Below are 24,079 nucleotides of genomic sequence, written 5' to 3'. Positions count from 1 at the left end.
CGTGTTGACGTTTCAGAGTTATTTTTGCAGCAGTTTGGCTGGCTTTTATGCAAGGCAAAGTCCGTGCTGTTTAGTTATTCTACATAAACGGACGATAACGCAGCAGAAACGTCAGCCAAATGCTGCCCGAAGGGTTCGTCTGGCAAGCCCTTGCTCTTACTTTCTGTCATAAGAGCCGCTCGTCATTTGAGTAGAATAACGACACATCATTCCTCGTTTCGCGAGCACGAACTTGCCAGAACGAACAAAATTTAATCTCGAAACGTCAACACGCCCTAATAGCTTTCCCCAAACCACGATCTTTGCCCATAAAAAAAGCAGCCTAGGCTGCTTTTTTTATACCAAAGTGGCGCGCTTAAGCTTGCGGCTGGCTTTGGGCGTTCATAATACTTTCACCACCCTTTGAGGCTAATTTGGCGAGGTCTTTATCGATAAAGAACAATGCCTTGCCATCTTCACCGACTAAACGGATCTTATCGACAATTGACTTAAACAACTTTTCTTCTTCGTGCTGTTCAGCCACATACCATTGCAGGAAATTAAAGGTGGAATAATCTTGATTCGAAAATGCAGTGTGGGCTAACGCGTTAATCTGGCGAGTAATTAACTGTTCGTGCTCATAGGTCAGCTCGAATAAGGCCAGCAGAGAATTGAACTGTGACTGTGGCGCTTCAATTGCGCCCAGTAACGGTAAACCACCGGTTTCGCTCACATAGGTGAACAAACGGCGCATATGGCCCATTTCTTCATCAGCATGTTCGCGCATAAATTTTGCTGCGCCTTCAAAGCCTTGATCTTCGCACCATGCACTCATTTGCAGGTATAAATTAGAGGAGAAAAACTCCATATTAATTTGTTCATTCAACTTTTCGATCATGGTTGCAGACAGCATAGTAAATCCTCTTTGGCCTTCGAACTGAAATCATCGGTTCACATTGTCATGAAGGCCGTCGCCAAAAGCAACAAAATTTACCTTTGTTGATTTAGCTAAGTTAATGATTAGTTGATAAAAATGATTTTCATTTGTTCATAGACTCGTGTTTAGCACCGCATAAAGGGGACTGCAAAATCATCTATTAGAAGAGTTAACTGCCTTACAAATCACATAAACTCCTATGCAGATCATAGCCAAGCAAGCACAGCGTGGCATAATAGCCCCTATATTTACCCAACCCTTTGCCCATAAGGAAGACCCGATGTCCGTGAAAGCCGATCCTTGTTCGCAACCTAGCTTAATGCATCCAGATCAAGCCATTCCCCTTATGCTTGAGCAGGTTAGCCCAGTGTCAGACACCGAAGTCGTTTCACTTCCCCATGCGCTTGGCCGCGTTTTAGCAGAGGATTTGGCCTCTTGTATCGATTTACCCCCCTTCGATAACTCATCGATGGATGGCTACGCTTTTCGCTTTGCCGATTTAACCAGCGAAGCCAAGCAAACCACACTGACGCTGATCGGCAGTTCCTTCGCTGGCCATGGCTTTGAGGGTAGAATTACCCCAAACTCCTGCGTGCGTATTATGACTGGCGCTCCCGTTCCTGCTGGTTATGACACAGTGCAAATGCAGGAAGAAACCCAAGCTAATGGCGATCAAATCCAAATAAATCACCCCAAGGCCAAGGGCGTGAATGTTCGCTGCCAAGGTGAAGAACTGTTACAAGGGACCAAAGTCCTGAAAGCAGGTATCGAAATTAACGCCGCAGAACTTGGCGTATTAGCCACCATTGGTGTGAGCCAAGTGCGCGTTTACCGCCAACTCAAAGTCGCGTTTTTCTCCACCGGGGATGAACTGCGCCCTGTGGGTAGCGACTTAGCGCCAGGGCAAATTTACGATTCAAACCGTTATTCTATCCAAGGATTACTCAGCCGCGCCAATGTGGAATGGCTGGATTTAGGCGTAGTAAGCGACGATCCCGAGGCCATTCGCCACGCATTTCGTCATGCAGCAAGCCAAGCAGATATGGTATTAACTTCGGGTGGTGTATCGGTCGGTGAAGCAGACTTTACTAAGCAAATTCTGGATGAAGAAGGCAAGATCACCTTCTGGAAACTCGCCATAAAACCGGGCAAGCCCTTTGCTATGGGGCGTATAGGCAAAGCGATATTCTGTGGTTTACCGGGCAATCCCGTCTCCTCCATGGTCACCTTCTACAAACTGGTGTGGCCAATCTTAAATAAGATGCAGGGCTTAACCCCAAAAGCGCCGCTGATGTTATCGGCGACCCTGACGACACCGGTGCGTAAGCAACCTGGGCGCGTGGAATATCAACGCGGTATTTTATCCCGCAATGCACAGGGCGAATTAGAAGTCGCCATCACCGGCAGCCAAGGCTCGGGCATGTTAACTTCGATGAGTCTGGCAAATTGCTTCGTCCAGTTGGAGCAGTTCCAAGGTGACACCCCTGCGGGTTCACAAGTGACGGTAGAACCTTTTAACTCAGTGCTTTGCTAAGGCGCGAATCGATGAATGAACAAGTAGACATCCTCAGCGACAGCGAACTTACCCGCTATAGCCGCCAAATCTCAATCAAGGCGATGGATATCGACGGCCAAGAACGCCTAAAACTCGCCAAAGTGCTGATGATAGGCGCAGGCGGTTTAGGCTGCGCTGCAGGACAATACCTTACCGTTGCAGGCATTGGCGAGCTGACCTTAGTGGATTTCGATACGGTTGAGCTCTCTAACCTACAGCGCCAAGTATTACATCAGGATGCCAATATCGGCCAACCTAAGGTCGAATCGGCCAAACAAAGCCTGAATCAGCTCAATCCCCATGTAAAAATCAATCCAATCAATGCGGTATTGGATGATCATGAGATTGATGCGCTTGTCGCCAGTCACAGTATCGTGGTCGATTGTACCGATAATGTCAGCGTGCGTGAGCAGTTAAACCAGAGCTGTTTTAAGCATAAAGTCCCTTTAGTTTCGGCCGCTGCAATTCGTATGGAAGGCATGGTCACTGTTTTTGACTATCAAGCACAAACACCTTGTTATCATTGCTTTAGTTCACTCTTTGGTGAGCAACAACTCAGCTGTGTCGAATCCGGTATTCTTGCACCTGTCGTCGGTATGGTCGGCTGTTTGCAGGCAGTAGAAGCCATTAAAGTCATCACAGGTATCGGCAAAACCCTAGCCGGACGGATTTTGATGATCGATGCCATGACCATGGAATTTCGTGAAATGAAATTACCTAAACAAGCTCACTGCAAGATATGTAGCCAGTAAAAGGTATATACTCAGCACACTTTACACACTTAAGGATATTAAAAATCAAATGGATACTGAAAACAGCGTATTTGACCGCCGTACAACTAATGACACCATTATTGGAGCGGGTCTCTATAACTTAGTGATTGGCCTCACCCTCGTTTGGGGATTTGCCGTAAACTATGCCATGGTCAGCCATATCGACCCCGAGGCGATAGCCAGTGTAAATCCTTGGATATTCTTTATCGGTTACTTCGCCTCCTGCTTCTTGGGGATTTATCTATTCCAAAGCTCAAGTAGCCCCATCGTCAGCTTTGTTGGCTATAACTTTGTGGTGGTGCCCTTTGGCCTGATTATTAATATGGTTGTCAGCCAATACGACCCCGCGCTCGTTACCGAAGCGATTCGGATCACGGGCTTAGTCACTATCGCGATGATGTGTTTGGGGACGCTGTTTCCGGCCTTTTTCCAAAAAATATCCGGTGTTCTCACTATCGCATTACTGCTCGTAATAGTAGTCGAACTTATTGAAATATTTATCTTTAAAACCCATCACGGCATTTTAGATTGGATAGTCGTGCTGATCTTCTGCGGCTATATTGGCTACGATTGGGGACGGGCGAACCAGATCCCGAAAACCGTCGATAATGCCGTCGATAGCGCAGCCGCTTTGTATATGGATATCATCAACCTATTTCTGCGCATTTTGCGGATTTTAGGCCGTAAATAAATGAATTAACAACAAAGGGAAACAACATGAAATTAGCATCAGCTTGGTTATTCGGTCTCATCATCTGCAGCGGCTTAGCGGGCTGTGGCGAAAAGACCGAGCCAGCAACAAACGCTCAGGCTGAAACAAAAACTGAAGCAAAAACGCAAATCGCCAACCCGGCATCAGAGTATTGCGCCTCCCTCGGTGGCACCTCGGAAATCCAAAGAACCGCAGAGGGTGAACACGGTATGTGTACCTTGCCAAACGGTGAACAGATTGAAGAGTGGGCGCTATTTCGCCGCGACCATCCACATCCACAGGAACAAAGCCAATAATTAAATCTTGATTCAAACCAACAGGCGCATTAAGCGCCTGTTTTATTCAGTCGGTGTAACAAGCTCACTGCGCCACCGCAAACGCTTTGCCTGAGAATGGAAACTCCACGCTAACACTCGGGTAACCTTATTACCCTGCTGCATCTCAATGGTTTTTACCGTATCCACACCCAGTTTTGCCAGTGCTTGATAACAAGGTTTAAGGTTTTCCTGCTTCGATACTAAGCTGGTAAACCACAGACATTGCTCAGCAAACATATGGCTTTCGCGGATCATTGTGGCCAAAAATTGCTTCTCCCCACCCTGGCACCACAGCTCCGCCGCTTGACCGCCAAAGTTTAAGGAGGCGCCAGTGGCTTTCGGTTTTTCTCCTCGACTGAGTTGTAAGTTACGCACCTTACGCTGCGAACCTTCACTCGCCTCCCGTAATGAGGCATGAAACGGCGGATTGCAGAGGGTTAACTCAAAGCGATCCGCAGCCTCGATAATACCCTTAAAAATGGCGTTTTCATCCCGCTGCCGCCTTAATGTTACATGACCTTGTAAGCAGGAATTGTTGTCGATAATGCGCTGCACATTGGCCAGAGACTGGGGATTGATATCCGAAGCGACAAACTGCCAGCCATACACTTGCTGCCCTAGGATGGCGTAAATCCCATTCGCCCCAGTGCCAATATCTAAGGCGCAGACTTGTTCAACACGCGGGGCGGTGGCCCCCTCAAATAAGAGATCTGCCAAGTAGTGCACATAATCGACCCGCCCAGGGATCGGCGGACAAAGTGCGCCTTTGGGAATATCCCAAAAATCAATCTGGTAATGCTGTTTCAGTAACGCTGCATTCAGATTTTTAACCGCTAAGGGATCGGCAAAATCAATCGATAAAGCACCATAGGCCGTAGGCCGAACAAAGGCTTTCAGCTTAGGGAAACTCGCCATTAAGGCCACAAAATCATAGCCATGAAGATGCACATTACGCGGGTGTAAGGTCTTTTTCTCCCCGAGCTTTGCTTTGGGCTTACTAGCAGCCTTAGCCGTGCTGGCTTTGAGTTTAGCAACAGATTGAGGCGTGTTTGGCTTAGCACGTTTACCTGCGGGTGACGTCGCGGGTTTAGCGGCAGTTTTTATGGCGGGTTTAGGCATAATGATTTATCACAAGGGCGGGCCAATCCAAGGATCGGCCCTTGAGCGTATTAGCGAGATTAATCGTACAGATAGGAGGTAAACAACAGGTTGACGACTAAAGGTTTACCCGCTTCTTTTGTCAGCAGGTTATTGACCATATCGAAGCATTCACGGCGGATCTCTTCACGTCCGGTGAGAGACTTAACTTTTTCTTCGGCCTGATTGCCCAGCACTTCGATAATCGCCGCCCGCAGCAGAGGATCATGGCGCTCAACGATCACTAAATCATCGGGACTCTTCACCATCAACTCGACACTGATCTTTACAAAACCTAGCTTTTTGCGGTTTGAAATATAGTTAGTCACGATTTCGGGTTCAAAACCGTAATAGGCGTACTCCGCAGCAGGAGCCGCTTCTTTCTCGTCGGCCGCATATGCGCTACACACAACAGTGAACAAGATCAGGCAGGCTGATAATAATTTTTTCATCGCGGTTTACAGCTCCCTAAAAACAATAATGGCCAATGGAAGAAACTTCCCAATCTATCTGGTAGACTGCCGACGTTTGCTTATATTGTAACGAGTATTTAATGAATGTGACCAGCTTAAGCTTTCCCTATGGCGAATCAATTCAATGGTTTTGTGCCGACAACACCAAAAATCTTCCCGCTTCTCCCCTTAAGGAATGGTTACTCGCCCCTGGTAGTCTGACACAAAAGCTCAAAGGCTGCTGTAATGAGTTTGAAGTCAGAATCCTTGGTGAAGGTCAATGCCCGCCGCTCGACGGCGAATATCCCAATCAAAGTGCCGTTTGGGTGCGCGAAGTCTTACTCTGCCTCGACGATGTGCCTTGGGTATTTGCCAGAACCTTGATCCCTCAGTCTTTGTTATCGACACGCCAAGCTGATTTTTTAGGCCTAGGAACACGACCACTGGGCGAATTATTATTTAGCCAAGATAGTTTTGTGCCGGGACGCATTGAAATTGCCCGCTTTGCCACCAATAGCCGCCTTGCCCACCTAGCGCAAAGTTTAGCGCAGAATGTAGAGCATGAGCTTTGGGGGCGACGTCGATATTTCCACCACAACGAGGAGGAAATGTTTGTCAGTGAAATGTTCCTCCCTGCCGCCGAACAGGCAATCGCTAGGCTCTGCCCCTAAGCCGATAAAACAAAAATGCCTCTGATATCAGAGGCATTTTGCTTTAACTCTCAAACTTATTGGCGCTGGCGACGCCATGCAAAACCACCGAGCAGCAGAAGACTAAGCCAACCTAAGCTACCTCCGCCACCAGAACCTTCCGATGGGGGGGCGATGGGGGCAGATACGGTGACGCTTGAGCTACTGCTTGCGGTCGCATTTTGGGTATCTTTAACCGTGAGCGTCACGGTGTAGGTTCCCGCATTCACGTAAGTATGGGATGGTGACACCGCCGTACTTGTGGTGCCATCACCAAAGTTCCATAAATAGCTCACGCTTCCAGCTCCGCCAGTCGAGGTGTTGCTAAAGTTCACCGTTAGCAGACTCGCATTGAAACTAAAGCTGGCAGTTAACGGTAAGCTGACTACCACGGTTTTCGTGGCGGTGACTTTTGTACCTTTGGCATCGGTAACGGTTAAGGTCAGCGTATAGGTTCCAGCCGCAGAGTAGGTATAAACCGCTGTGGCCGAGGTACTTGTTGCTCCCGCTACACCGAAATCCCAAGCGTAGGAATACGCGCCTTCTCCTCCTTCTACCGCAGCAGAAACCGTCACCGCCTGCCCGTTTTGGCTCAGATTAATTGCGGCGGTTAAGGGAGTTAATGCGGGATCGGCGTTTGCATTCGCTAAACGGATCACTGCGGTGCTGTTATCACTGGCTTGAGCGACAACTTCCATCGTCAACCCAAGTTGTTGCAGTTGCATACCTGACTGAGGTTGCAGCGGCGCACTGTAATCTAAACTATCGTCAAACAGACTGATCGCATCGAGACTATTGTCACCAAAATAAGCGGTTTGTTTTACCGTGCTAAAAGCAGCATCTCGGATTTGTACATCGGTAGAGTTAGTGCCAATCATATTTTGATCAGCATCAATCACGCCAATTAAGCTTCGGCCGGGATGGTCTGACACGTTGTTATCGCTATAGCTGGCATTCTCGAGCCATAGCAGCACACCAGGATCAAACCCTTTACTCTTCAGCCCCGCATCGACACCATTGTGGCTGCGTAATTGAATAAGGTAACGGGATGAAGGGCCTGGGCGAGTGTTAGTAATGCGGCTATAACCAGCGAAAGTGGCTTTGTTTGCCGCTTCGGCATTATCGGCATACAACTCACTCGTGCCTTGTTTGATGCTGATATTGTCGATAGTAATACCTGAGCCACTAACTGCCTCATCGGTCACATAGTTAAATTCAATAGTGACAGCTTTGCCTGCATAGGCCGACAAATCATATTCCAACGCGACCCAAGCATCGTCTCCCACAGAGGTCGGGATGCTCGATGATTTACCCGTAATGATATGTCGAGCACTATTAATGGTGTTGCTGGATTGAGTGTAATTACCCGCAATCGCTGTGCCATCCACATTGACCTGCATATAGTCAAAGCTGTTTTCAATATCCCAACTCGCTTGCATGGAAAGCGTGAGTTTATCACTCGTCACTGGCAAGGTTGTAGCAAAGCTCATGCTGTTTGCCAGCATGTTTCCTTGGCCAGAATAGTACTGGTAAGTCCCTTGATAAGGCGCTTTAAAGGCAATTTGTGTCGCAGGTAGCGGAATCGATATTTGATTCACCGCATCTTGGTTTATCGCCTGATTGAGCGTGATTTCCATGCCCGATCTAGGAATGGTATCTAAGCTAATCTCACGCTCGTTAAGCCATTTACCTTTATATTTTGTCTGTAAATACGAACGCGCGTAGGGGCTAAAACCGCTTGGCTGTGCGCCAGAAATAGTTCCAGTCCAACTGCCGCCCGACATCAACGACCAATAACCAACGGGCGAACCATCTTTGTTAGCGTTATCCGTAGTATCGTATTCATCGGGAAGTCCGAGATCGTGGCCAAATTCATGGGTACACACCCCAGTCGCCGCATCTATTGGTTGAATCGTATAACCAAAGACTTTTTTGTTTGTTCCAGGCAAGGTATAACCTTGAGTGCTTTGATTTACATAATAACGGTGCGACCAAATCGCATTAGCCCCTAATTTGCCACCACCGGTTTCTTCCCCAATACTGGAGTGGAAAATCATCACATGGTCAATAATGCCATCAGCTTCATTTAAGTTACCATTACCATTTAAATCATATGGATCTTCAATATCATAGCTAGCAAGCTCCGCAGCTGACATACTGGCAACCGCCTGTGATACCGCCTCTTTAACCAGCTCGCCAACTTTGACGTCGTTGCTGGTATCAGCATCATTAGCACCATAGTAATCAGCATGTTGGCCAGCGGTATACCAACCTTTAACATCGCCAGTAAAGAAGAAGGTTTTGCCCGAAACAGCCTGGTAATACTGATAGGCCGAATCTAAACTTTGCCCCTGCGGGCCACTAAAACCGGCCGTTGAGAAGAGTAAATTCTTGTAGTGAGAGGCGGGATAACTTGAATAATACATGTCTGTATCACTCGCGGTTAAGCCGTTGTTGTTATATCTTAAATCAGGAAAATCAATCAGTACGGTTAATACCTTAACCGTTTTAGTCACATCGGCATCCGCTAAAGCACGTTGCGCAGGTGCGCGCATCATTGCTGTGGTTTTGGCTTTATGGAGGCGTTCTTGCTCGGCCTCAATCACCACTCGAGGCTCTTTAGGCTGTGCTAGGCTCGCGCGGGCAATATAGGCTTCAACGGCCGCTTGCTTGACACTGTCGCTCGCATCCTCGGAGACTTCGCCACGCTTAATTAGCCAATAGAGGATCCTTTCTTTGTTAATGACCCCCGCATCCGCTGGTGTGTGATTAGGTGCAGCGATACTGGTGCCACTTAGCAAGGCCAACATCAATCCAAACGCTGTGATACTCTTTTTACTTCGCATAACCGTATTCCTTCCGTCACAATTTGCGCTGGTATAACCAAGCTATTTTTTAAGGCTAGTGCCTATTCATACTATGGCAAGTTTGTTTATTGGTTCGCGTTCCTAATTAGGAAGGCCAACTCTAGTGGGATGTGAAAACATATCAGGACAAGATCAGTGTAACAACTTGATACAGATTGAAAGGTGATGGTTTTTGTACTTTTGTCAGCGTTTATTCAGCAAGCATTCTTCAACGCGATTTTTAACCATAAAAAACCGCACTAACTGCGTTAATGCGGTTTTCATATCGTTGAGTGCCGTCGGTTAACCAGCGGTTTTCATATAGTTTGATACCCCGTCGAGGAACATTTGCACCGATATCATTACCAACACCATACCCATCAAACGCTCAACAGCCGTTAACCCCTTTTCACCCAACATACGGGTAAAGAGTTTATAGAACATTAAGATAACCGCACTTGCTGCCCATGCAGATACTAATGCTATCGTCCAGTCCGTCATACGAGAACTATCGGTATGCGCCAATAAAATAAGCGCCGCAAGGATAGATGGCCCCGCCATTAAGGGAATCGCCATAGGTACGATAAAAGGCTCTTCTCCCGCAGCCAGCCCCACCACGCCACCCGGTTGGGGGAAAATCATCCGAATCGCGATCAAAAACAGAATAATACCGCCGGCAATACTGACCGATTCAGAACGCAGATTTAAGAAGCTTAAAATGGCCTCCCCCGCATACAGGAACGCCAACATAATCACTAATGCAAAAATCAGTTCGCGGATCAACACTCTACGACGTTTTTTAGGGTCGATATGTCGTAAAATCGACGCGAATATCGGTAAATTACCGAGGGGATCCATAATTAAAAACAACATTACCGCAGCAGAAAATATATCCATTTAACTTTATCAACACCCAAGCCAACATGAGCACACATTGTATAACTTTTTCGTATTACAGATGTGAAAATTTATCTATAAAATTCCTTATGATGGCATTAAACAACTGCACAATTGTCAATTTTGACAGTTAAGAATACCGGCCAATACCCCGATAAGTCTCTGATGATTGAATTGATTTCTGCGCTTACAATGAAAAGCAAATATCACTTTAGTAAATTGCCAGTAAGTCACTGCTCATTTAAATTACAACTGGTATACTACGGCGTTTTTTCGGCAAATTTTCGTGGAATCCATGCTCTATCTTCTTGCTAGTTGTATCGCACTCTTAATCGGACCACTGTTTTATCGCTACTTTTCATCGGGTAGCGGATTACAAAAGGGACTCGATGGTTTTATCTTCGTCTCTTTAGGCGGGTTAGTGCTGATCCATATTCTGCCTGAACTGCTTGAACACGGTGGCCTGCTAGCGATTGTATTTGTGATACTTGGTCTATGGGGACCAACGGCGAGCGAGCGATTATTCCACCGCTATTCTGAAATCACGCATAATTTTGCCCTTTTTCTAGGCATTAGTGGCTTATTGCTACATACCATCACCGATGGCACTGCCATGGTTTTAGCACAGCAAGATGGCAATTCCATTCTGTTAGCCTTGGGCGTGATACTCCATCGCCTCCCTGTCGGTTTTGCCGTGTGGTGGATACTCAAACCCCATCTTGGCGTCCGTTGGACACTGATTATTTTTGCTGCCATTATGCTATTCACCAGCATCGGCTATTTTGCCAGCGAACAGCTTTTGTCACACATGAGCATAGATAAAACGGTTTACTTACAAGCCTTTGTGACGGGTTCGATTCTGCACGTTGTATTACATCAACCCCATGGTCAACAGGATGTGGATAAACAAGGCCGATACGAATATCAGGCAGGAATCGGCAGTTTGCTCGGTATTGGCTTATTAATGATGCTGTTATTAGTGGATTCTGGCGGCCATGATCATGCCCACCACAACCACAGTGCGGAGCAGCTAACAACATGGCTCATGACAATAGCACCTGTGCTTTTACTCAGTTATGCCGTAGCAGCGCTACGATTCAAACTTGGTTTAACGCCACAGGATAATAGCCTCGCTCGCCGCTGGTTCCAACGTTTAGCAGGCCCAGAAGCGTTAGTGCTAACAGCATTGCTGCTCGGCCCTTGGTTGGCGCTGTTCCAACTCCTAGTGAGCTTTGTCATGAGCGCCTATTTGGCCAATGCGCAGGTCGAGATTACCGATCCCCACACAACATTACCGAGCAAAGCCCTGCGTTTTGGTTTTGCCCATTTGGTTGATCGCAGCGCGCCTTGGGTATTGCTCAGCTTAGTGCTAGTGAATCTGATCGGCCATCCTTCAGTGCCGTTAAATAACCCGATGTTACAGATTGCTGTGCTATTGCTGGTATTTTTACCAATGCGTTTTTGTAACTTAGGTGCTGCGGTGTTGTCGATTGCACTTGCCTATAGCGGCTGGAGCCCGTTGGCCATCATATTGCCTTTAATTGCCGCTCCCGTGTTAAGTATCGCCCAACTAAGGCTTATGAATTGGCCACAACGCGCGATTTTGCTGGCAATGATTGCTATCGCCCTCGTTGCAGCCCTTAAGTTGCCAATGTGGTTCTCGTTGATCACCTTACCTGAGGCCATCAACTTAGTAGCATTACTGATCTTATCGGCCTTATTTGCTGCGAGCTTACTGCGCCTTGGCCCCCGTAAATTCCTGCGCCGCCTTATGATGTTAAAACCCACAGCCCATGGGCATAAGCATAGCCATGATCATGCTCATACCCATGCGCATTCAACTGTTTTACCGACGCCCAATAGCCCTACTCATAGCCACGATAGCAGCCATGGCCACACCCATGATCACGCGGATAGGGATAAGCACCATCACTAAAACTGTTCATTTGGCGACAGACAGGCTAAGTTAATCCTATCCTAGGAAAAACTTAGCCTGCTATGTGCATACTCTTCATCGCGCTTAATGCTCATCCCCAGTATCCCTTGATTATTTGTGCGAATCGGGATGAGTTTCACCACAGACCCACGGCACCAGCGCAATTTTGGCCGCCTGAGCGCAATATGCTCGCGGGAAAAGACTTACAGGCGGGCGGTACTTGGTTTGGAGTGAATACACAAGGTCAACTTGCAGGGGTGACCAACTTAAGAGTCGCGCAAAAAAACCAAGAACCCATGCGTAGCCGCGGCGAACTCGTCATTCAGGCATTAAATTCTGGCTCGCTTATCTGCCCTAACTGGCTTGTGGAGCACGCACAAGATTATCAACCCTTCAACTTAGTCTTTGGCCAAGGCACCAATCTGTACTGTTTTAATAGTATTAGGCGGGAGACGGTAAAGTTAACCCAAGGATTTCATGCTATTAGCAATGGGGCAATGGATGATGTTTGGCCCAAAATGGCCAAAGGTCAGCGCTCACTCGAAGCCCTAATCCAACAATCGGCACAGCTTGAAGTCGAGTCGCTCATCAAGCTGATGCAGGATGATTCACAGCCACAGGATAATGAGTTACCCGACACTGGTGTGGGGCTAGAATGGAAGCGCCGTTTAGCCGCGATTTATATTCGTCACCCCGATTATGGCACCCGATCCACCAGCATTTTGCTACAAAATGCCCAAGGGGAAATTCAGTTCACCGAGGTGAGATACGATGGTAAGGGTCGGCGTCTGGGACAACAGGATTTCCACTTCACCCTACCGCCCCAATTACCGCCAGAGCCAGACTGTTTAGTGGTTTTTTAGCTTATCGGTCAGAGATTAACTTCAGTCTGAACTGTGGTCCATAGTGATCACCCAACGGTCATCGATTTTTTCCACCAGCAGGGTAAATACCCCTGTTGGAGTGTCCTTTAACCGTTTTAAATCCCAACGTCCAACCACCATAGCGGCATAGTTGCTGAGCATTTTGATTTCTTTAATCGTGAACTTCAGCTCACCCAATGACTCTTTATCCGGGTAATTCTTCTTATAGGCAGCAAGGGTTTCGTCCCAGCCGTTGCGAAATTTACCGTTTGAGATGAGCATAAGCTGCTCATTTTGCCAATAACCTTGCATATAAGCGTCAAGATCGCCTCGATTCCAGGCTTCCTCCTGACCTTTTAGCAGTTGGACAATATCATCGGTTGGCACCGCGCTCACCTGCCCAACAAATAGCAGCAATATCGCCGTAAGGCACTGCAAAATATGTTTTCTTATCAATCCCTGTCGCAACATAGTATCGCTCCCTCACAATCAGGTAGACTGTATTATATCTATTCGGCCCAGACTATCTTATCTAAGCCGATTTATAATTAAAAAAAGCTGATGATATTATTAATTTTTCGACTCTGAGCACCACATTATGTTTACACGTTTATGCCGCTGGCTACTAAACATTTCAGGCTGGCGAATTCAAGGAGAGCTCCCCACTCAAGCCAAATATATTGTGATTGTTGCACCACACACTAGCAACTGGGACTTTATCATTGGTGTCCTCGCTCGTGGTGCATTAAATACGCGCATCCACTTCCTTGGTAAGCATCAATTGTTTATTCCGCCCTGGGGTTGGTTCTTCCGAGCTATCGGCGGTAGCCCAGTCGATAGGCGTAAAAACAATAACTTGGTCGATTCCGTGGTGCAGCTGTTTACTACCCAGTCCGAGTATAAACTGGCACTCGCCCCCGAAGGCACCCGTAGCCCCGTCAGGCGTTGGAAATGTGGTTTTTACCATATTGCGGCTAAGGCGCAGGTCCCTATCGTCCCCGTGGGCTTAGATTTCGCCTGTAAAGCAGTGGTGATCCGCTCACCTCTACAACCAGTTGATATAGAAAAAGATATGGCGGAGATTTTAAGCTTCTACCGCAGTATTAAGGGTCGCCATCCTAAAACGATCCCTGATTATATGCCCGACAACAAACGCTAATTCCCTAATGTATAACGGAGCAGAAGATGCAAACTGAAACTTGGCTACTCTATTTTTTTGCAATTGTATTGATTGGGATTTCCCCCGGACCGATTGCGATGTTGTCGATGTCCCACGGTATACATTTTGGTAAAAAACGCAGTATTGCCACCGGACTTGGCAGTGTCAGCGCCGCACTGATCTTAATGGCGGCCTCGGCTGCAGGTTTAGGTGCGATTATCAGCGCCTCAGAATACGGCTTTACCATACTCAAATGGTGTGGCGCCGCCTATCTGGTGTTTTTGGGCATCAAATTATTGCTAACAAAACAGCAAGGGCAAACGCTAGAAGTCGTTAAAACAGAAGGGAAAGGCACACTTAAGCAACTCTTTAAACAAGCATTTTTAGTTGGGATCAGCAATCCCAAAGACTTGCTGTTTTTTGCAGCTTTATTCCCACAATTTATCGATTTAACCGCGCCACAATTACCGCAATTGACGATACTTGCCCTGACTTGGGCGCTCGTCGACTTTAGCTTTGTGATGATCTACGCCTCAATGGCAAATGTGCTGGCTCCTAGTCTTAAGGCCAGCAACAAATTGCATTGGTTTGACCGCACCAGCGGCGGCGTGTTTCTCACCCTCGCCGCGATTCTAGTCAGTCGAGACTAACCCTCGACCTTAACCGATTTGAGACTGCGGATATCGTTGCCCGTCGGCGCTTGGAAGGCCTGTAAACCAAACTCAGGCAGTACGGCAAAGATATGGTCGAAGATATCCGCTTGTATCGCCTCATAAAAAGCCCAGCGGGTATCATTGGTAAAGATATAAACCTCAATCGGTAGACCCTCGGTGGTCGGTGCTAGCTGGCGTACCATTAGGGTCATATCTTTGTGCACTTTATCGTGGCGCTGTAGATATTCCTGCAGATAGGCACGGAAGGTTCCTACGTTGGTCAGATGGCGACCATTGACCATCATATCCAGATCTGACACTTTGGCGTTCGACGCTTGGATCTCGCTGATCTTGGCGGGGAAATACTCTTTTAAGCAATTGATTTTACTGAGGCGCTTCCGATCATTTTCAGTTAAAAATTTGATGCTATTAATATCGATATTGACCGCACGCTTAATACGACGCCCGCCCGATTCGGACATGCCACGCCAGTTACGAAAAGCATCCGAAACTAGGGCATAGGCGGGGATCATGGTGATGGTCTTATCCCAGTTACGCACTTTAACTGTAGTTAAGGACACCTCCTCCACCGCACCATCGGCGCCGTACTTATCCATTTGGATCCAGTCGCCCTTGCTTACCATACGGTTCGCCGCTAACTGAATCCCCGCCACAAAACCCAAAATCGTGTCGCGGAACACTAACATCACAAAACCGGTTGCTACACCAAGTCCGCTGAGGAAGTACACGGGGGACTGATCGGCCAACACAGAAAGGCAAACGATAAGGCCGACAAAGAATAGGAACAACTTAAACAACTGCACAAAGCTTTTAACCGGCAGGCGGCGACTCACCTCATTGATATCAGAGATTTCATTGACGGCATCCAGCCCCGCGTAGATAGCGCGGATCATCAAGATCACCAACCAAATGCTCAGTAAGCGGTCAACTAAACTGCTGAGTACGGGATGTTCGGTTAACGTGATAGGCACCAGCAGATTGAGCACGATAGCGGGCACTAACATCGCCAACTTTTCGAGCACTTTGTAGCGCATAAATACATCGTCCCACGTCACTCTAGAGCGCAGGATCACCATATTGACCGCGCGGATCACCCCACGGTGCATAATAAAATAGGAGATTGCCGCCACCAGTACACAAGCAAGCAGCATAATGCTAGTTGATACACCGTCGGATGGTTGGCTATCAATTCCCAAGCCCGTTAACCATGTCGAAATTTCGAGCCGTATTTCCTGATCCACAATTCACTCCAACTTAGGCGCTAACGCAACAAAACCATACAAAGATGACGACCGAGTAACCTTCAGTTAAATTCCCTTTCAAAAACGCTCAATTTAACACACAATAAATTCACAACCATTTATTTTAAAAGAGATTTTAGCATTTTTGAATTGACCACACACAAAAGAATATGAACAATAATCAACCTGTTGCCAAAGAAGCTATCCCATGTATCGCCATTCATCAAAGTTCGCCTATCTTAGCATTGGACTACTAGGTCTATGCCAACCATTACAGGCAACAGAATATAACACTACGACGAATCTGATTGTGCCAAATAAATCAGATGAAACGACCAATACTCCCTATGTCGCCCTGATGCTCGATTACGTTCCAGCAACAGATAATCTCTACGGAATCACCTTTGCGCCTTATCATTTTGATGATGATTACCAGCGATGGGGTTATTACCTTGGTTATGCTCGCAGCCGTGAAACCGATATTCCAGTGCCAGAACCCGCACTATCCCATCGGCAAGAAAGCCTTTGGCGCTTGGGGTTAAGCTACAGTTTAACGGCTGACTTAAGCTTTTATGTAGGTGGCAGTGCCTATATCAGCACCACAGCTTATACCAACAATATTTCACCCCGAATTGTCGATGGTAAACCCACGTGGGAAGAAGATAAAACCACTCAATGGGGCGCAGAAGCAGGCCTTAGATACCGCATCACAGAGCATATCATTCTCAGTGCTGGCTATAACTCCAGCACTGAATCGACCATTTTTAGCATAGGATACGCGGGGTAAACCGAAAGTGCCTGAACTTATTGCGTAAGTTCCGCTCGCACCTTAGCAAGCTCAGATTCGACTTCTGCAATTTTTTGGCGTTTTTTATTAATTTTATCCATAGGCTTACCATCAGCAATCGCTTCGGTAAGCTCATGTTGGCGCTCGGCTAATTTAACTTCTAAAGCCTCAACCTTGGCTAAACGTTCGACCGCTAAACGGTCATCAGCACAATGGTTAACAACCTCTGCATAGGCTTTTTCAAGTCCAGCCACTTTATGCTGATTACCAGCCGCCTTAGCCTCGGCAAGCTCAGCGTTAATAGTCGCTAATTTGGCAGCACAGCCCGTTGTAGCGAGTTCATCAGCCCAAGCTAGACCACTAAAAACCAAGCCAAAAACCAATATATAAGTATGATATTTGATGAGCATTTTACTCTCCTCAAGTGCACTAAGTCATACACGAACTGACTGTTTTGATTATTGAGTGTGACTTAATCGTACAACCTCCACTCAAAAGCACACAACTCACTTTGGGACATTTCCGAGTTAAACTTCTAGCCCTAATTAGTGAGTTTCAGATTAACATTTCTATGGGTAACGCCTGAGCTTAGGTGCGTTTGAGGCAATGCCTGTTTTGCGGAAGCAAAAATGGGTAGCGGGTCAAACGTCACCTGCAGCGACTTGTTAGGTTACTGCTCACCAGAAGCCTCGGGGCCATTGCCAGTAAGATAACTGTTGAGCAACAAATAACGTATTGCCAATTTACTGTTCCCCTCATTCTGATGAATCAACAATTGAGTTGCCGCAAATTCTCTTGCTTTCTCCAGCAATGGAAGCCCACCGTTGCTTAATATGCCACCCCACAGGGCATCTCCCAAATAATGAAGAACTTGCACACCATCGACGTCATGGGAAATCATCTCTGAACAAATGCTTCCCATCAATTTTAGATATTTTTCTTCATTGGTTTTGGGTTCACTAATTGCTGCATGAGTTTCAACATATTTAGCCACGGACGGATGAACAACAATGCGGGGATATTGAGCAATTTTGCTTTCCGCCTCGTAGGCTCGACCCACAACTGGCCCAAAAAGTTCGCCGTCGGTAAGTTCAATACCACCTCCAATAGCAATACCACCCCTTACAGGTGATCCTTTTGCCAATGAGCCCAAGATCAACATTGCTGCTGCTCCTAGAGCTTTGTACACAGAGCCAATTGGAAAATGTGTCTCATCAGTCTTGAGTGGAACAAAAATTACAAGCCCATCAGAGAACCGCTGCACTTTACAGATTCGGTTCTTCATCTTCGCCCGAAATTCCGCCAACTCTTCCGGCCACGGCAGATCTGATTCATGAGAATCATGGCCAGTGAAGTAGTTCTCTACATCTTTTGAAAGATATTCGATTGACCGGATAAACTCTACGACGTTTGAGGTGAACTCGGACAGTTCCTCGCTGCCATCCGGCGGAATTTCTGCAATCTTGTCATACAGATCCCGATGCCCCAAAAGGTCGATAAATACCGCTAAGTAGTTCGCAAATTGGTACGTGGTATCAGTCATTGTTCAGTAACCTAACGTCTTAGTATTTATGCGCATGCAAGGTAAATCCGGCCAAGGTAAATCCGGCCATCCATTTTAGATCAACAACATAATGCACTTTCGATTTGTCTACAACTTGTACGAGTTAAAATTGCTTAAATGAGAGTCATCAAAAGCCGTAGGGGCAGCTTCTGAGGCAAAAAATAGCACTAATTCATTAAAAAATGATGTATTTCAGACGAGGTAAATCATCCCAGTTCTTAGGAGATACTCAGCAAGGGTTATTTTCGAAGTTATATAAGTCGTTGTCAGTTGCAGCGCAAGTGCTGGCAGCTTCATTAAATCCGGCCACCCATTTTAAATCAATAACATAATGCACTTTCGGTTTGCCTACAACCTGCCTTGGCTAATGCGGCTTGAATGAGAGTCATCAAGAATAAATCCGGCCACCCATTTTAAATCAACAACATAATGCACTTTCCGTTTACCTACAACTTGTAAAAGTTAACATTGTTTAAAAAAGTACCATCAACAGTCGTAGGGACTGCATGTAAGACAATGAATTGCGCTAATTCCTTCAAAAATGGTGTATTTCAGACGAGGTAAGTCATCCCATAGTGCTTGGGAGGTGTTCTGCAAAGGTTACTTTCGAAGTGATATAAGCAGTTGTCAGTTACAGTTAAAGTGCTGGCAGCTTGACGCAAAGTGCCGTCTTCGCTTTTCAAGATGTTCGCAGTAGTCGGTCAGCTCTTGCAAAGTTCCTACTGGGCCATGAAATAGCTTGCCAAACTCGGTTGTCAGCTTGAGCCAATTGTCATGGGGGATATTTAATCTGTTCAGTATCTTGGCGCTACTTTCGTTGATGTATCCACGTTTATCATTGCGAATAATTCGGCCAGTATCATCCACCAATTGAAGGTAATCCATCAATGAAAACGCAATGCCATTGGGTTGGTTGTCGCACTCGTTACCAATAAAAGGCAGTAGGTTGCTGGGCTGCTCACCTTTTAATGCAGCCCAAATACGTCGCTGAATACTGGTATGGTCGGATTGTTCTGGTGTATCAGCGAGTTGTGCTCTAATCGGATTTAAATCCACATAAGTCATACAGGCTAATACTGCGGCGTCATCGAGTAGGGCTTGGGATTTGAACCGCCCCTCCCAGAACCGACCTGTGCAGTTATCTTCTTGATTTGCTTGCCTTGCGATAGGTTCATTTAAGCAGCGCATAAACCAGCTAATATCGCACAAACGGCTGCGGTAAATGGCGATTGAATGTTTTAATCGGTTGACCTCATGGGCTTCAACCAATTCACCTCTGGCGAATTTTTGCGTTAATTCATCGCCTTTAAACAACTTATGCCACTGCTCTAGTACTTCACGGTCAGTCCAACGATTTGCACTGTCGATATCCACCCGCAGCACCACATGTAGATGATTCGACATCACCGCAAACGCTGCCACATCAATAGAAAAAACTGCTTCAAGTTCAAACAGTAGCGATTCTACCCAAGCGCGGCGATGGTCATAATTTTTCCCCGAATAGGCATCATCGCCACATAAAAATGCCCGGCGAACAACGCGGCTACAGCAATGGTAATAAGGCGTGTCTTCAAGGCTTATCTGAGTTCGGCGAGGGCGCGGCATACAAACCTCCTTGTTCAATGCTTAGCCAAAGCATAGTTGGAGGTTGACTACCGCGCCATTAAGGCTGGGTGTCCAGTTTTGCCTTACTTAAAAAATGGAGCATTTTAGACGAGGTAAATCATCCCAGTTCTTAGGAGATACTCAGCAAGGGTTATTTTCGAAGTGATATAAGCAGTTGTCAGTTGCGGTGAAAATGCTGGCAGCTTGCCGCAAAGTGCCGTCGTCGCTTTTCAAGATGTTCGCAGTAATCCGTCAGTTCTTGCAAGGTGCCTACTGGACCATGAAATAGTTTGCCAAACTCGGTGGTCAGCTTGAGCCAATTGTCATGGGGGATATTTAATCTGTTCAGTATCTTGGCGCTACTTTCGCTGATGTATCCACGTTTATCATTGCGAATAATTCGGCCGGTATCATCCACCAATTGAAGGTAATCCATCAATGAAAACGCAATGCCATTGGGTTGGTTGTCGCACTCGTTACCAATAAAAGGCAGTAGGTTGCTGGGCTGCTCACCTTTTAATGCAGCCCGAATACGTAGCTGAATACTGGTATGGTCGGATTGTTCTGGTGTATCAGCGAGTTGTGCTCTAATGGGATTTAAATCCACATAAGTCATACAGGCTAATACTGCGGCGTCATCGAGTAGGGCTTGGGATTTGAACCGCCCCTCCCAGAACCGACCTGTGCAGTTATCTTCTTGATTTGCTTGCCTTGCGATAGGTTCATTTAAGCAGCGCATAAACCAGCTAATATCGCACAAACGGCTGCGGTAAATGGCGATTGAATGTTTTAATCGGTTGACCTCATGGGCTTCAACCAATTCACCTCTGGCGAATTTTTGCGTTAATTCATCGCCTTTAAACAACTTATGCCATTGCTCAAGCACTTCGCGGTCAGTCCAACCATTGGCACTGTCAATATCGACCCTAAGCACCAGATGCAGATGATTCGACATCACCGCAAACGCTGCCACATCAATAGAAAAAACTGCTTCAAGTTCAAACAGTAGCGATTCTACCCAAGCGCGGCGATGGTCATAATTTTTCCCCGAATAGGCATCATCGCCACATAAAAATGCCCGGCGAACAACGCGGCTACAGCAATGGTAATAGGGGGTGTCTTCAAGGCTTATCAGGGTTCTGCGAGGGCGCGGCATACAAACCTCCTTGTTTAATGCTTAACCAAAGCATAGTCAGAGGTTAGCTACTGCGCTATTAAGAATGGGTGTCCAGTTTTGCCAATTTCAAAGTCCGTTTGTTGCGACGCTACTAACAACTTGCTAACTCATTTCGGGGCAAAAGTAAGTTAACTCAACCTATCTGTTCTGATTGCATCCTGATATAGATCAGAACTGGCTAAGTCCAGACTAATCCGCTTTATTCATCAAAACGCGACTTTGGCAGTGACTACTATGCTGCAAATTGTTTATGTTAGGCAGAATGTTGACTCAGATGAATACCGGAGCCAGAAAATCAATGCAAACCTCATTTCGCCTTAGCGCACTTAGCTCACTCTTATTGCTCTCATCTTCAGTGATGGCAGCCGATGTGGCGATAATCACCCTTGAAAATGGCGCTCAAGTCAGACTAAAAGATGACTTTACCTGGGAATATATCATCACAGAGACTAAAGCCGCTGAGATGCCCGTAGCTGTCGCTGCAGCCCCTAGCACCAACATTGTAAACACGAACACAGCCGCAGTGGCAGTCGCGCCAGTAACCACCCTTACCGCCAATGCCATCGCTAGACCTGAGCTTTTAGGATCTACCGCCAAAGACGGCATTAAAGTCAGCTTTACCGATAGCCAGTGGAAGGGTAACAAACTCGGCCTGACCTTCGAACTCGCCAGTACCAGCGGTGAGCATGTGACTTTGGTCGAGGTGGAGACCAGCTTTTTTGCCGATGACGGCTCACTGCTCAAAACCGAAAAACTGGGCGTCTGGAAAGCCATTTTCCGCATGCCAGAAACCTATCTACGTAAAGGTGAGCAACGTAAAAGCCGCGTGATTTGGATCGAAGGCGTGGATAAAAATCGTTGGCAGAAGCAACTGCTCAATCTCAAAATCACTGAAATCGAATCCCGTTGATCATATGATCAAGGTAAGGAGTTGATAGGCTTCCTGTCAATTCCTTACAATCTCCCCTTAACGCTATTGCCTTACTAGCCGTGATATAAGCTAGAATGCCAGAATCTTTGAGACCGTTTATTTTTGAGCCAACCGCAAATGCCAAATCCCAATCCTAAGTTATGTATGGCCATGCTATTGACGGGCTTAAGTGGACAAAGTCTTGCGGATAGCGTGCTACTGAGAAATGGCGATAAAATCACTGGCGAAATTAAAAGCTTTGACGAAGAACACTTGGTCATAAAACCCAGTTATTCCCCAAAAATATCCATAGAGCGCAGTGCGATTAAAAGCTTTGAAACCAACCACAATCAACATTGGAGCATCAATCGCACACTGCAAAATGTGAGTATTCGATCCTCCGATCTCGATGGGTTTGTGCTGGTTAACAATCGACAAACACCCATTAGTGAACTGGTGTATTCGGATCGTAAAAGCGACTCTGAGTGGCGCTATAGTGGCAGCGTTGAGGCCGCAATTGATGTCACTAGCAACACTAAAAATACCCAAAAACTTCATGCCAAAAGTGATCTTACCGCCGAAACCTTACAATGGCGCCATAACCTCAAAAATGAGGTTCGCTATGAGACCGAAGACAAAACCACTAAACGCAATACGCTTGAAGCTCACTACAGCCTTGACTATCTCATCAGTGAACATTGGTTATTGCGCCAAGAAGATTATTTTCACGAAGATAGACTCGACACTTCTATCCGCAATTATTACGCCGCGCTCGGGCCGGGTTATCGTTTTTGGGGGGTAGGACGAGATAAACTCGACTTTGTTGTCACTTACAACCATTTTTGGATAGATAGTCAAATATTTACCTATCAACTCAATGCTTGGGCGACCACAATCAACTACAAGCAATATTGGTTTGATGGCGTGTTGGAGACCTATGCCGATCTCCAAATCGCCTTTCCAGATACGCCAACCATTGACTATATTTCTGATGTCACACTTGGACTTAAATACCTGTTAACACAACAGATTTACCTCTCATTTAAGTATGACATTAGTGAAACTATGTCCTCCGTGCGCCATACACAAAATACGACCTACAACCTTGGCTTGGGTGTTAACTTTTAATCATTTAGGTGTTTTGACCTTACAGGTCATTTCTGGCGTTTCATATCCCCAAACGATTCTCGCTTCACCATGGTGCTCCCACAGACTCTCATTTTGGCCCTGATATTTCGCGCCACTGGCGCTGCGCTGGATAAACATCAGCGACGTTTGATCGCCACGCTCGGCAATCAGGGTCGCTGGCTCAGTTTTAAAATAACTGACCACAACTTCATTCGCAGGATTTCCATCACAGGTATAAAACACGGGGCCAGTCATTTCAACGAGGCGATATTGCGCCTGTAACTGTGCAATCCGAGTTTGGTAACTCGATTCAACGCAGGTGCGTTTATCTTCACTCTTCCAACATTCATTACGACCTTTTACCCAGCCACGTTGCATTGCTTTGAGTACAGGGGGCTGCTCATTCTTAGCTTTTTCAGTGGCCTTAGCATAAACATCCGCCAATTGCCTATCTAACTTAATTAAGCCCGCATCCCGACACACCATCTCTTCGATGCTACCCGCCTGCACTTTACCACAGTCAAAGGAAGGCGACTCTGCTGCAATAGCAGGCAGACATAAGGCCGTTGCTAAAACACCCGCAACCCCTAAAACTTGAATATTTATGATCTTGGTTAACTTCATTACTGTCACTCCCTCGCGATTTGTTGCCCCTAGCTAACGCTATCTCAGCTTAACCTAAGCTGACTAAGTCATTTTCCGACAAAGTCATTTTCGACTAAGTGTAGTGCAATCCCAAGA

At 46.6% G+C, this 24,079-nt stretch carries 24 protein-coding genes; 12 read left to right on the top strand and 12 right to left on the bottom strand.

The genetic code is table 11. The annotated features are described in order from the left end of the window. Positions 1-355: 355 nt before the first annotated feature. Entirely contained in the window at positions 356-892 is a 537-nt protein-coding gene (gene ftnA, locus SO_RS00665; protein ID WP_011070543.1) for a non-heme ferritin, read from the bottom strand. A 304-nt stretch (positions 893-1,196) separates the two neighbouring features. Here ftnA and moeA point away from each other — a divergent pair, with 304 nt between their 5' ends. Genes moeA through SO_RS00645 form a run of 4 tightly spaced genes read left to right on the top strand, consistent with a single transcriptional unit; the run spans position 1,197 to position 4,252 of the window. Next, positions 1,197-2,450, top strand: a complete 1,254-nt coding sequence (gene moeA, locus SO_RS00660; protein ID WP_011070542.1) for a molybdopterin molybdotransferase MoeA — start codon at positions 1,197-1,199, stop codon at positions 2,448-2,450. Between the two features lie 11 nt (positions 2,451-2,461). Next, positions 2,462-3,223 carry a molybdopterin-synthase adenylyltransferase MoeB gene (gene moeB, locus SO_RS00655; RefSeq protein ID WP_011070541.1) on the top strand — a complete coding sequence of 254 codons (762 nt, stop codon included), beginning with the start codon at positions 2,462-2,464 and terminating at the stop codon, positions 3,221-3,223. A gap of 49 nt (positions 3,224-3,272) precedes the next feature. Beyond that, entirely contained in the window at positions 3,273-3,935 is a 663-nt protein-coding gene (locus SO_RS00650) for a Bax inhibitor-1 family protein (protein WP_011070540.1), read from the top strand. A 26-nt stretch (positions 3,936-3,961) separates the two neighbouring features. After that, positions 3,962-4,252: a putative hemolysin gene (locus tag SO_RS00645; RefSeq protein WP_011070539.1), complete on the top strand. Its 291-nt coding sequence runs from the start codon at positions 3,962-3,964 to the stop codon at positions 4,250-4,252. A 42-nt stretch (positions 4,253-4,294) separates the two neighbouring features. Here the strand turns inward: SO_RS00645 and rlmF are convergent, their stop codons facing one another. Beyond that, positions 4,295-5,392 (bottom strand): 23S rRNA (adenine(1618)-N(6))-methyltransferase RlmF, encoded by a 1,098-nt coding sequence (rlmF, locus tag SO_RS00640; RefSeq protein ID WP_011070538.1) that lies wholly within the window; start codon positions 5,390-5,392, stop codon positions 4,295-4,297. 59 nt (positions 5,393-5,451) lie between these two features. Then, positions 5,452-5,862: a flagellar basal body-associated protein FliL gene (locus SO_RS00635; protein ID WP_011070537.1), complete on the bottom strand. Its 411-nt coding sequence runs from the start codon at positions 5,860-5,862 to the stop codon at positions 5,452-5,454. 101 nt (positions 5,863-5,963) lie between these two features. Here SO_RS00635 and SO_RS00630 point away from each other — a divergent pair, with 101 nt between their 5' ends. Continuing rightward, positions 5,964-6,533 (top strand): chorismate--pyruvate lyase family protein, encoded by a 570-nt coding sequence (locus SO_RS00630; RefSeq protein WP_011070536.1) that lies wholly within the window; start codon positions 5,964-5,966, stop codon positions 6,531-6,533. A gap of 56 nt (positions 6,534-6,589) precedes the next feature. On the opposite strand, the gene SO_RS00625 is transcribed toward SO_RS00630, so the two are convergent. Together SO_RS00625 and SO_RS00620 are read right to left on the bottom strand one after the other, a co-directional pair. Then, the gene (locus tag SO_RS00625; protein ID WP_011070535.1) at positions 6,590-9,397 is read right to left on the bottom strand and encodes an immune inhibitor A domain-containing protein; all 2,808 of its coding nucleotides are present in this window, start codon (positions 9,395-9,397) and stop codon (positions 6,590-6,592) included. A 303-nt stretch (positions 9,398-9,700) separates the two neighbouring features. Beyond that, the gene (locus SO_RS00620; protein WP_011070534.1) at positions 9,701-10,294 is read right to left on the bottom strand and encodes a YhgN family NAAT transporter; all 594 of its coding nucleotides are present in this window, start codon (positions 10,292-10,294) and stop codon (positions 9,701-9,703) included. 295 nt (positions 10,295-10,589) lie between these two features. Here SO_RS00620 and SO_RS00615 point away from each other — a divergent pair, with 295 nt between their 5' ends. Continuing rightward, on the top strand, positions 10,590-12,230 hold the full coding sequence (locus SO_RS00615; RefSeq protein ID WP_011070533.1) for a metal transporter: 1,641 nt from the start codon (positions 10,590-10,592) through the stop codon (positions 12,228-12,230). Positions 12,231-12,292: 62 nt separating this feature from the next. Beyond that, the gene (locus tag SO_RS00610; RefSeq protein WP_011070532.1) at positions 12,293-13,093 is read left to right on the top strand and encodes an NRDE family protein; all 801 of its coding nucleotides are present in this window, start codon (positions 12,293-12,295) and stop codon (positions 13,091-13,093) included. Positions 13,094-13,114: 21 nt separating this feature from the next. Here SO_RS00610 and SO_RS00605 read toward each other — a convergent pair whose 3' ends face one another. Next, positions 13,115-13,564, bottom strand: a complete 450-nt coding sequence (locus SO_RS00605) for a YybH family protein (protein WP_011070531.1) — start codon at positions 13,562-13,564, stop codon at positions 13,115-13,117. A gap of 127 nt (positions 13,565-13,691) precedes the next feature. On the opposite strand from SO_RS00605, the gene SO_RS00600 reads away from it, so the two are divergent. Further along, the gene (locus SO_RS00600) at positions 13,692-14,252 is read left to right on the top strand and encodes a lysophospholipid acyltransferase family protein (protein WP_011070530.1); all 561 of its coding nucleotides are present in this window, start codon (positions 13,692-13,694) and stop codon (positions 14,250-14,252) included. Between the two features lie 26 nt (positions 14,253-14,278). Then, positions 14,279-14,902 (top strand): LysE family translocator, encoded by a 624-nt coding sequence (locus SO_RS00595; RefSeq protein WP_011070529.1) that lies wholly within the window; start codon positions 14,279-14,281, stop codon positions 14,900-14,902. Here the strand turns inward: SO_RS00595 and SO_RS00590 are convergent. Then, complete coding sequence (locus SO_RS00590) at positions 14,899-16,167, bottom strand: mechanosensitive ion channel family protein (protein ID WP_011070528.1); 1,269 nt, start codon at positions 16,165-16,167, stop codon at positions 14,899-14,901. The genes SO_RS00595 and SO_RS00590 overlap by 4 nt on opposite strands. A 208-nt stretch (positions 16,168-16,375) precedes the next feature. On the opposite strand from SO_RS00590, the gene SO_RS00585 reads away from it, so the two are divergent. Then, positions 16,376-16,954 (top strand): hypothetical protein, encoded by a 579-nt coding sequence (locus SO_RS00585; protein ID WP_011070527.1) that lies wholly within the window; start codon positions 16,376-16,378, stop codon positions 16,952-16,954. Between the two features lie 17 nt (positions 16,955-16,971). Here SO_RS00585 and SO_RS00580 read toward each other — a convergent pair whose 3' ends face one another. The 4 genes from SO_RS00580 to SO_RS00565 form a co-directional block, all read right to left on the bottom strand. After that, positions 16,972-17,364 (bottom strand): DUF1090 domain-containing protein, encoded by a 393-nt coding sequence (locus SO_RS00580; RefSeq protein ID WP_011070526.1) that lies wholly within the window; start codon positions 17,362-17,364, stop codon positions 16,972-16,974. Positions 17,365-17,624: 260 nt separating this feature from the next. Continuing rightward, entirely contained in the window at positions 17,625-18,497 is an 873-nt protein-coding gene (locus SO_RS00575; RefSeq protein WP_011070525.1) for a hypothetical protein, read from the bottom strand. A gap of 648 nt (positions 18,498-19,145) precedes the next feature. Beyond that, positions 19,146-20,123 (bottom strand): transposase, encoded by a 978-nt coding sequence (locus SO_RS00570; protein ID WP_011070524.1) that lies wholly within the window; start codon positions 20,121-20,123, stop codon positions 19,146-19,148. Between the two features lie 178 nt (positions 20,124-20,301). Further along, positions 20,302-21,279, bottom strand: a complete 978-nt coding sequence (locus SO_RS00565) for a transposase (protein WP_011070523.1) — start codon at positions 21,277-21,279, stop codon at positions 20,302-20,304. A gap of 319 nt (positions 21,280-21,598) precedes the next feature. On the opposite strand from SO_RS00565, the gene SO_RS00560 reads away from it, so the two are divergent. Continuing rightward, complete coding sequence (locus SO_RS00560) at positions 21,599-22,210, top strand: DUF3157 family protein (RefSeq protein WP_011070522.1); 612 nt, start codon at positions 21,599-21,601, stop codon at positions 22,208-22,210. 123 nt (positions 22,211-22,333) lie between these two features. Then, complete coding sequence (locus SO_RS00555) at positions 22,334-23,338, top strand: DUF481 domain-containing protein (RefSeq protein ID WP_238560538.1); 1,005 nt, start codon at positions 22,334-22,336, stop codon at positions 23,336-23,338. Here the strand turns inward: SO_RS00555 and SO_RS00550 are convergent, their stop codons facing one another. Next, positions 23,339-23,962, bottom strand: coding sequence for an MliC family protein (locus tag SO_RS00550; protein WP_011070520.1), 624 nt, complete (start codon positions 23,960-23,962; stop codon positions 23,339-23,341). Positions 23,963-24,079: the final 117 nt, after the last annotated feature.

Source organism: Shewanella oneidensis MR-1 (assembly GCF_000146165.2).
GTDB lineage: Bacteria > Pseudomonadota > Gammaproteobacteria > Enterobacterales > Shewanellaceae > Shewanella > Shewanella oneidensis.
This window is presented reverse-complemented; position numbering and strand designations above follow the sequence as displayed.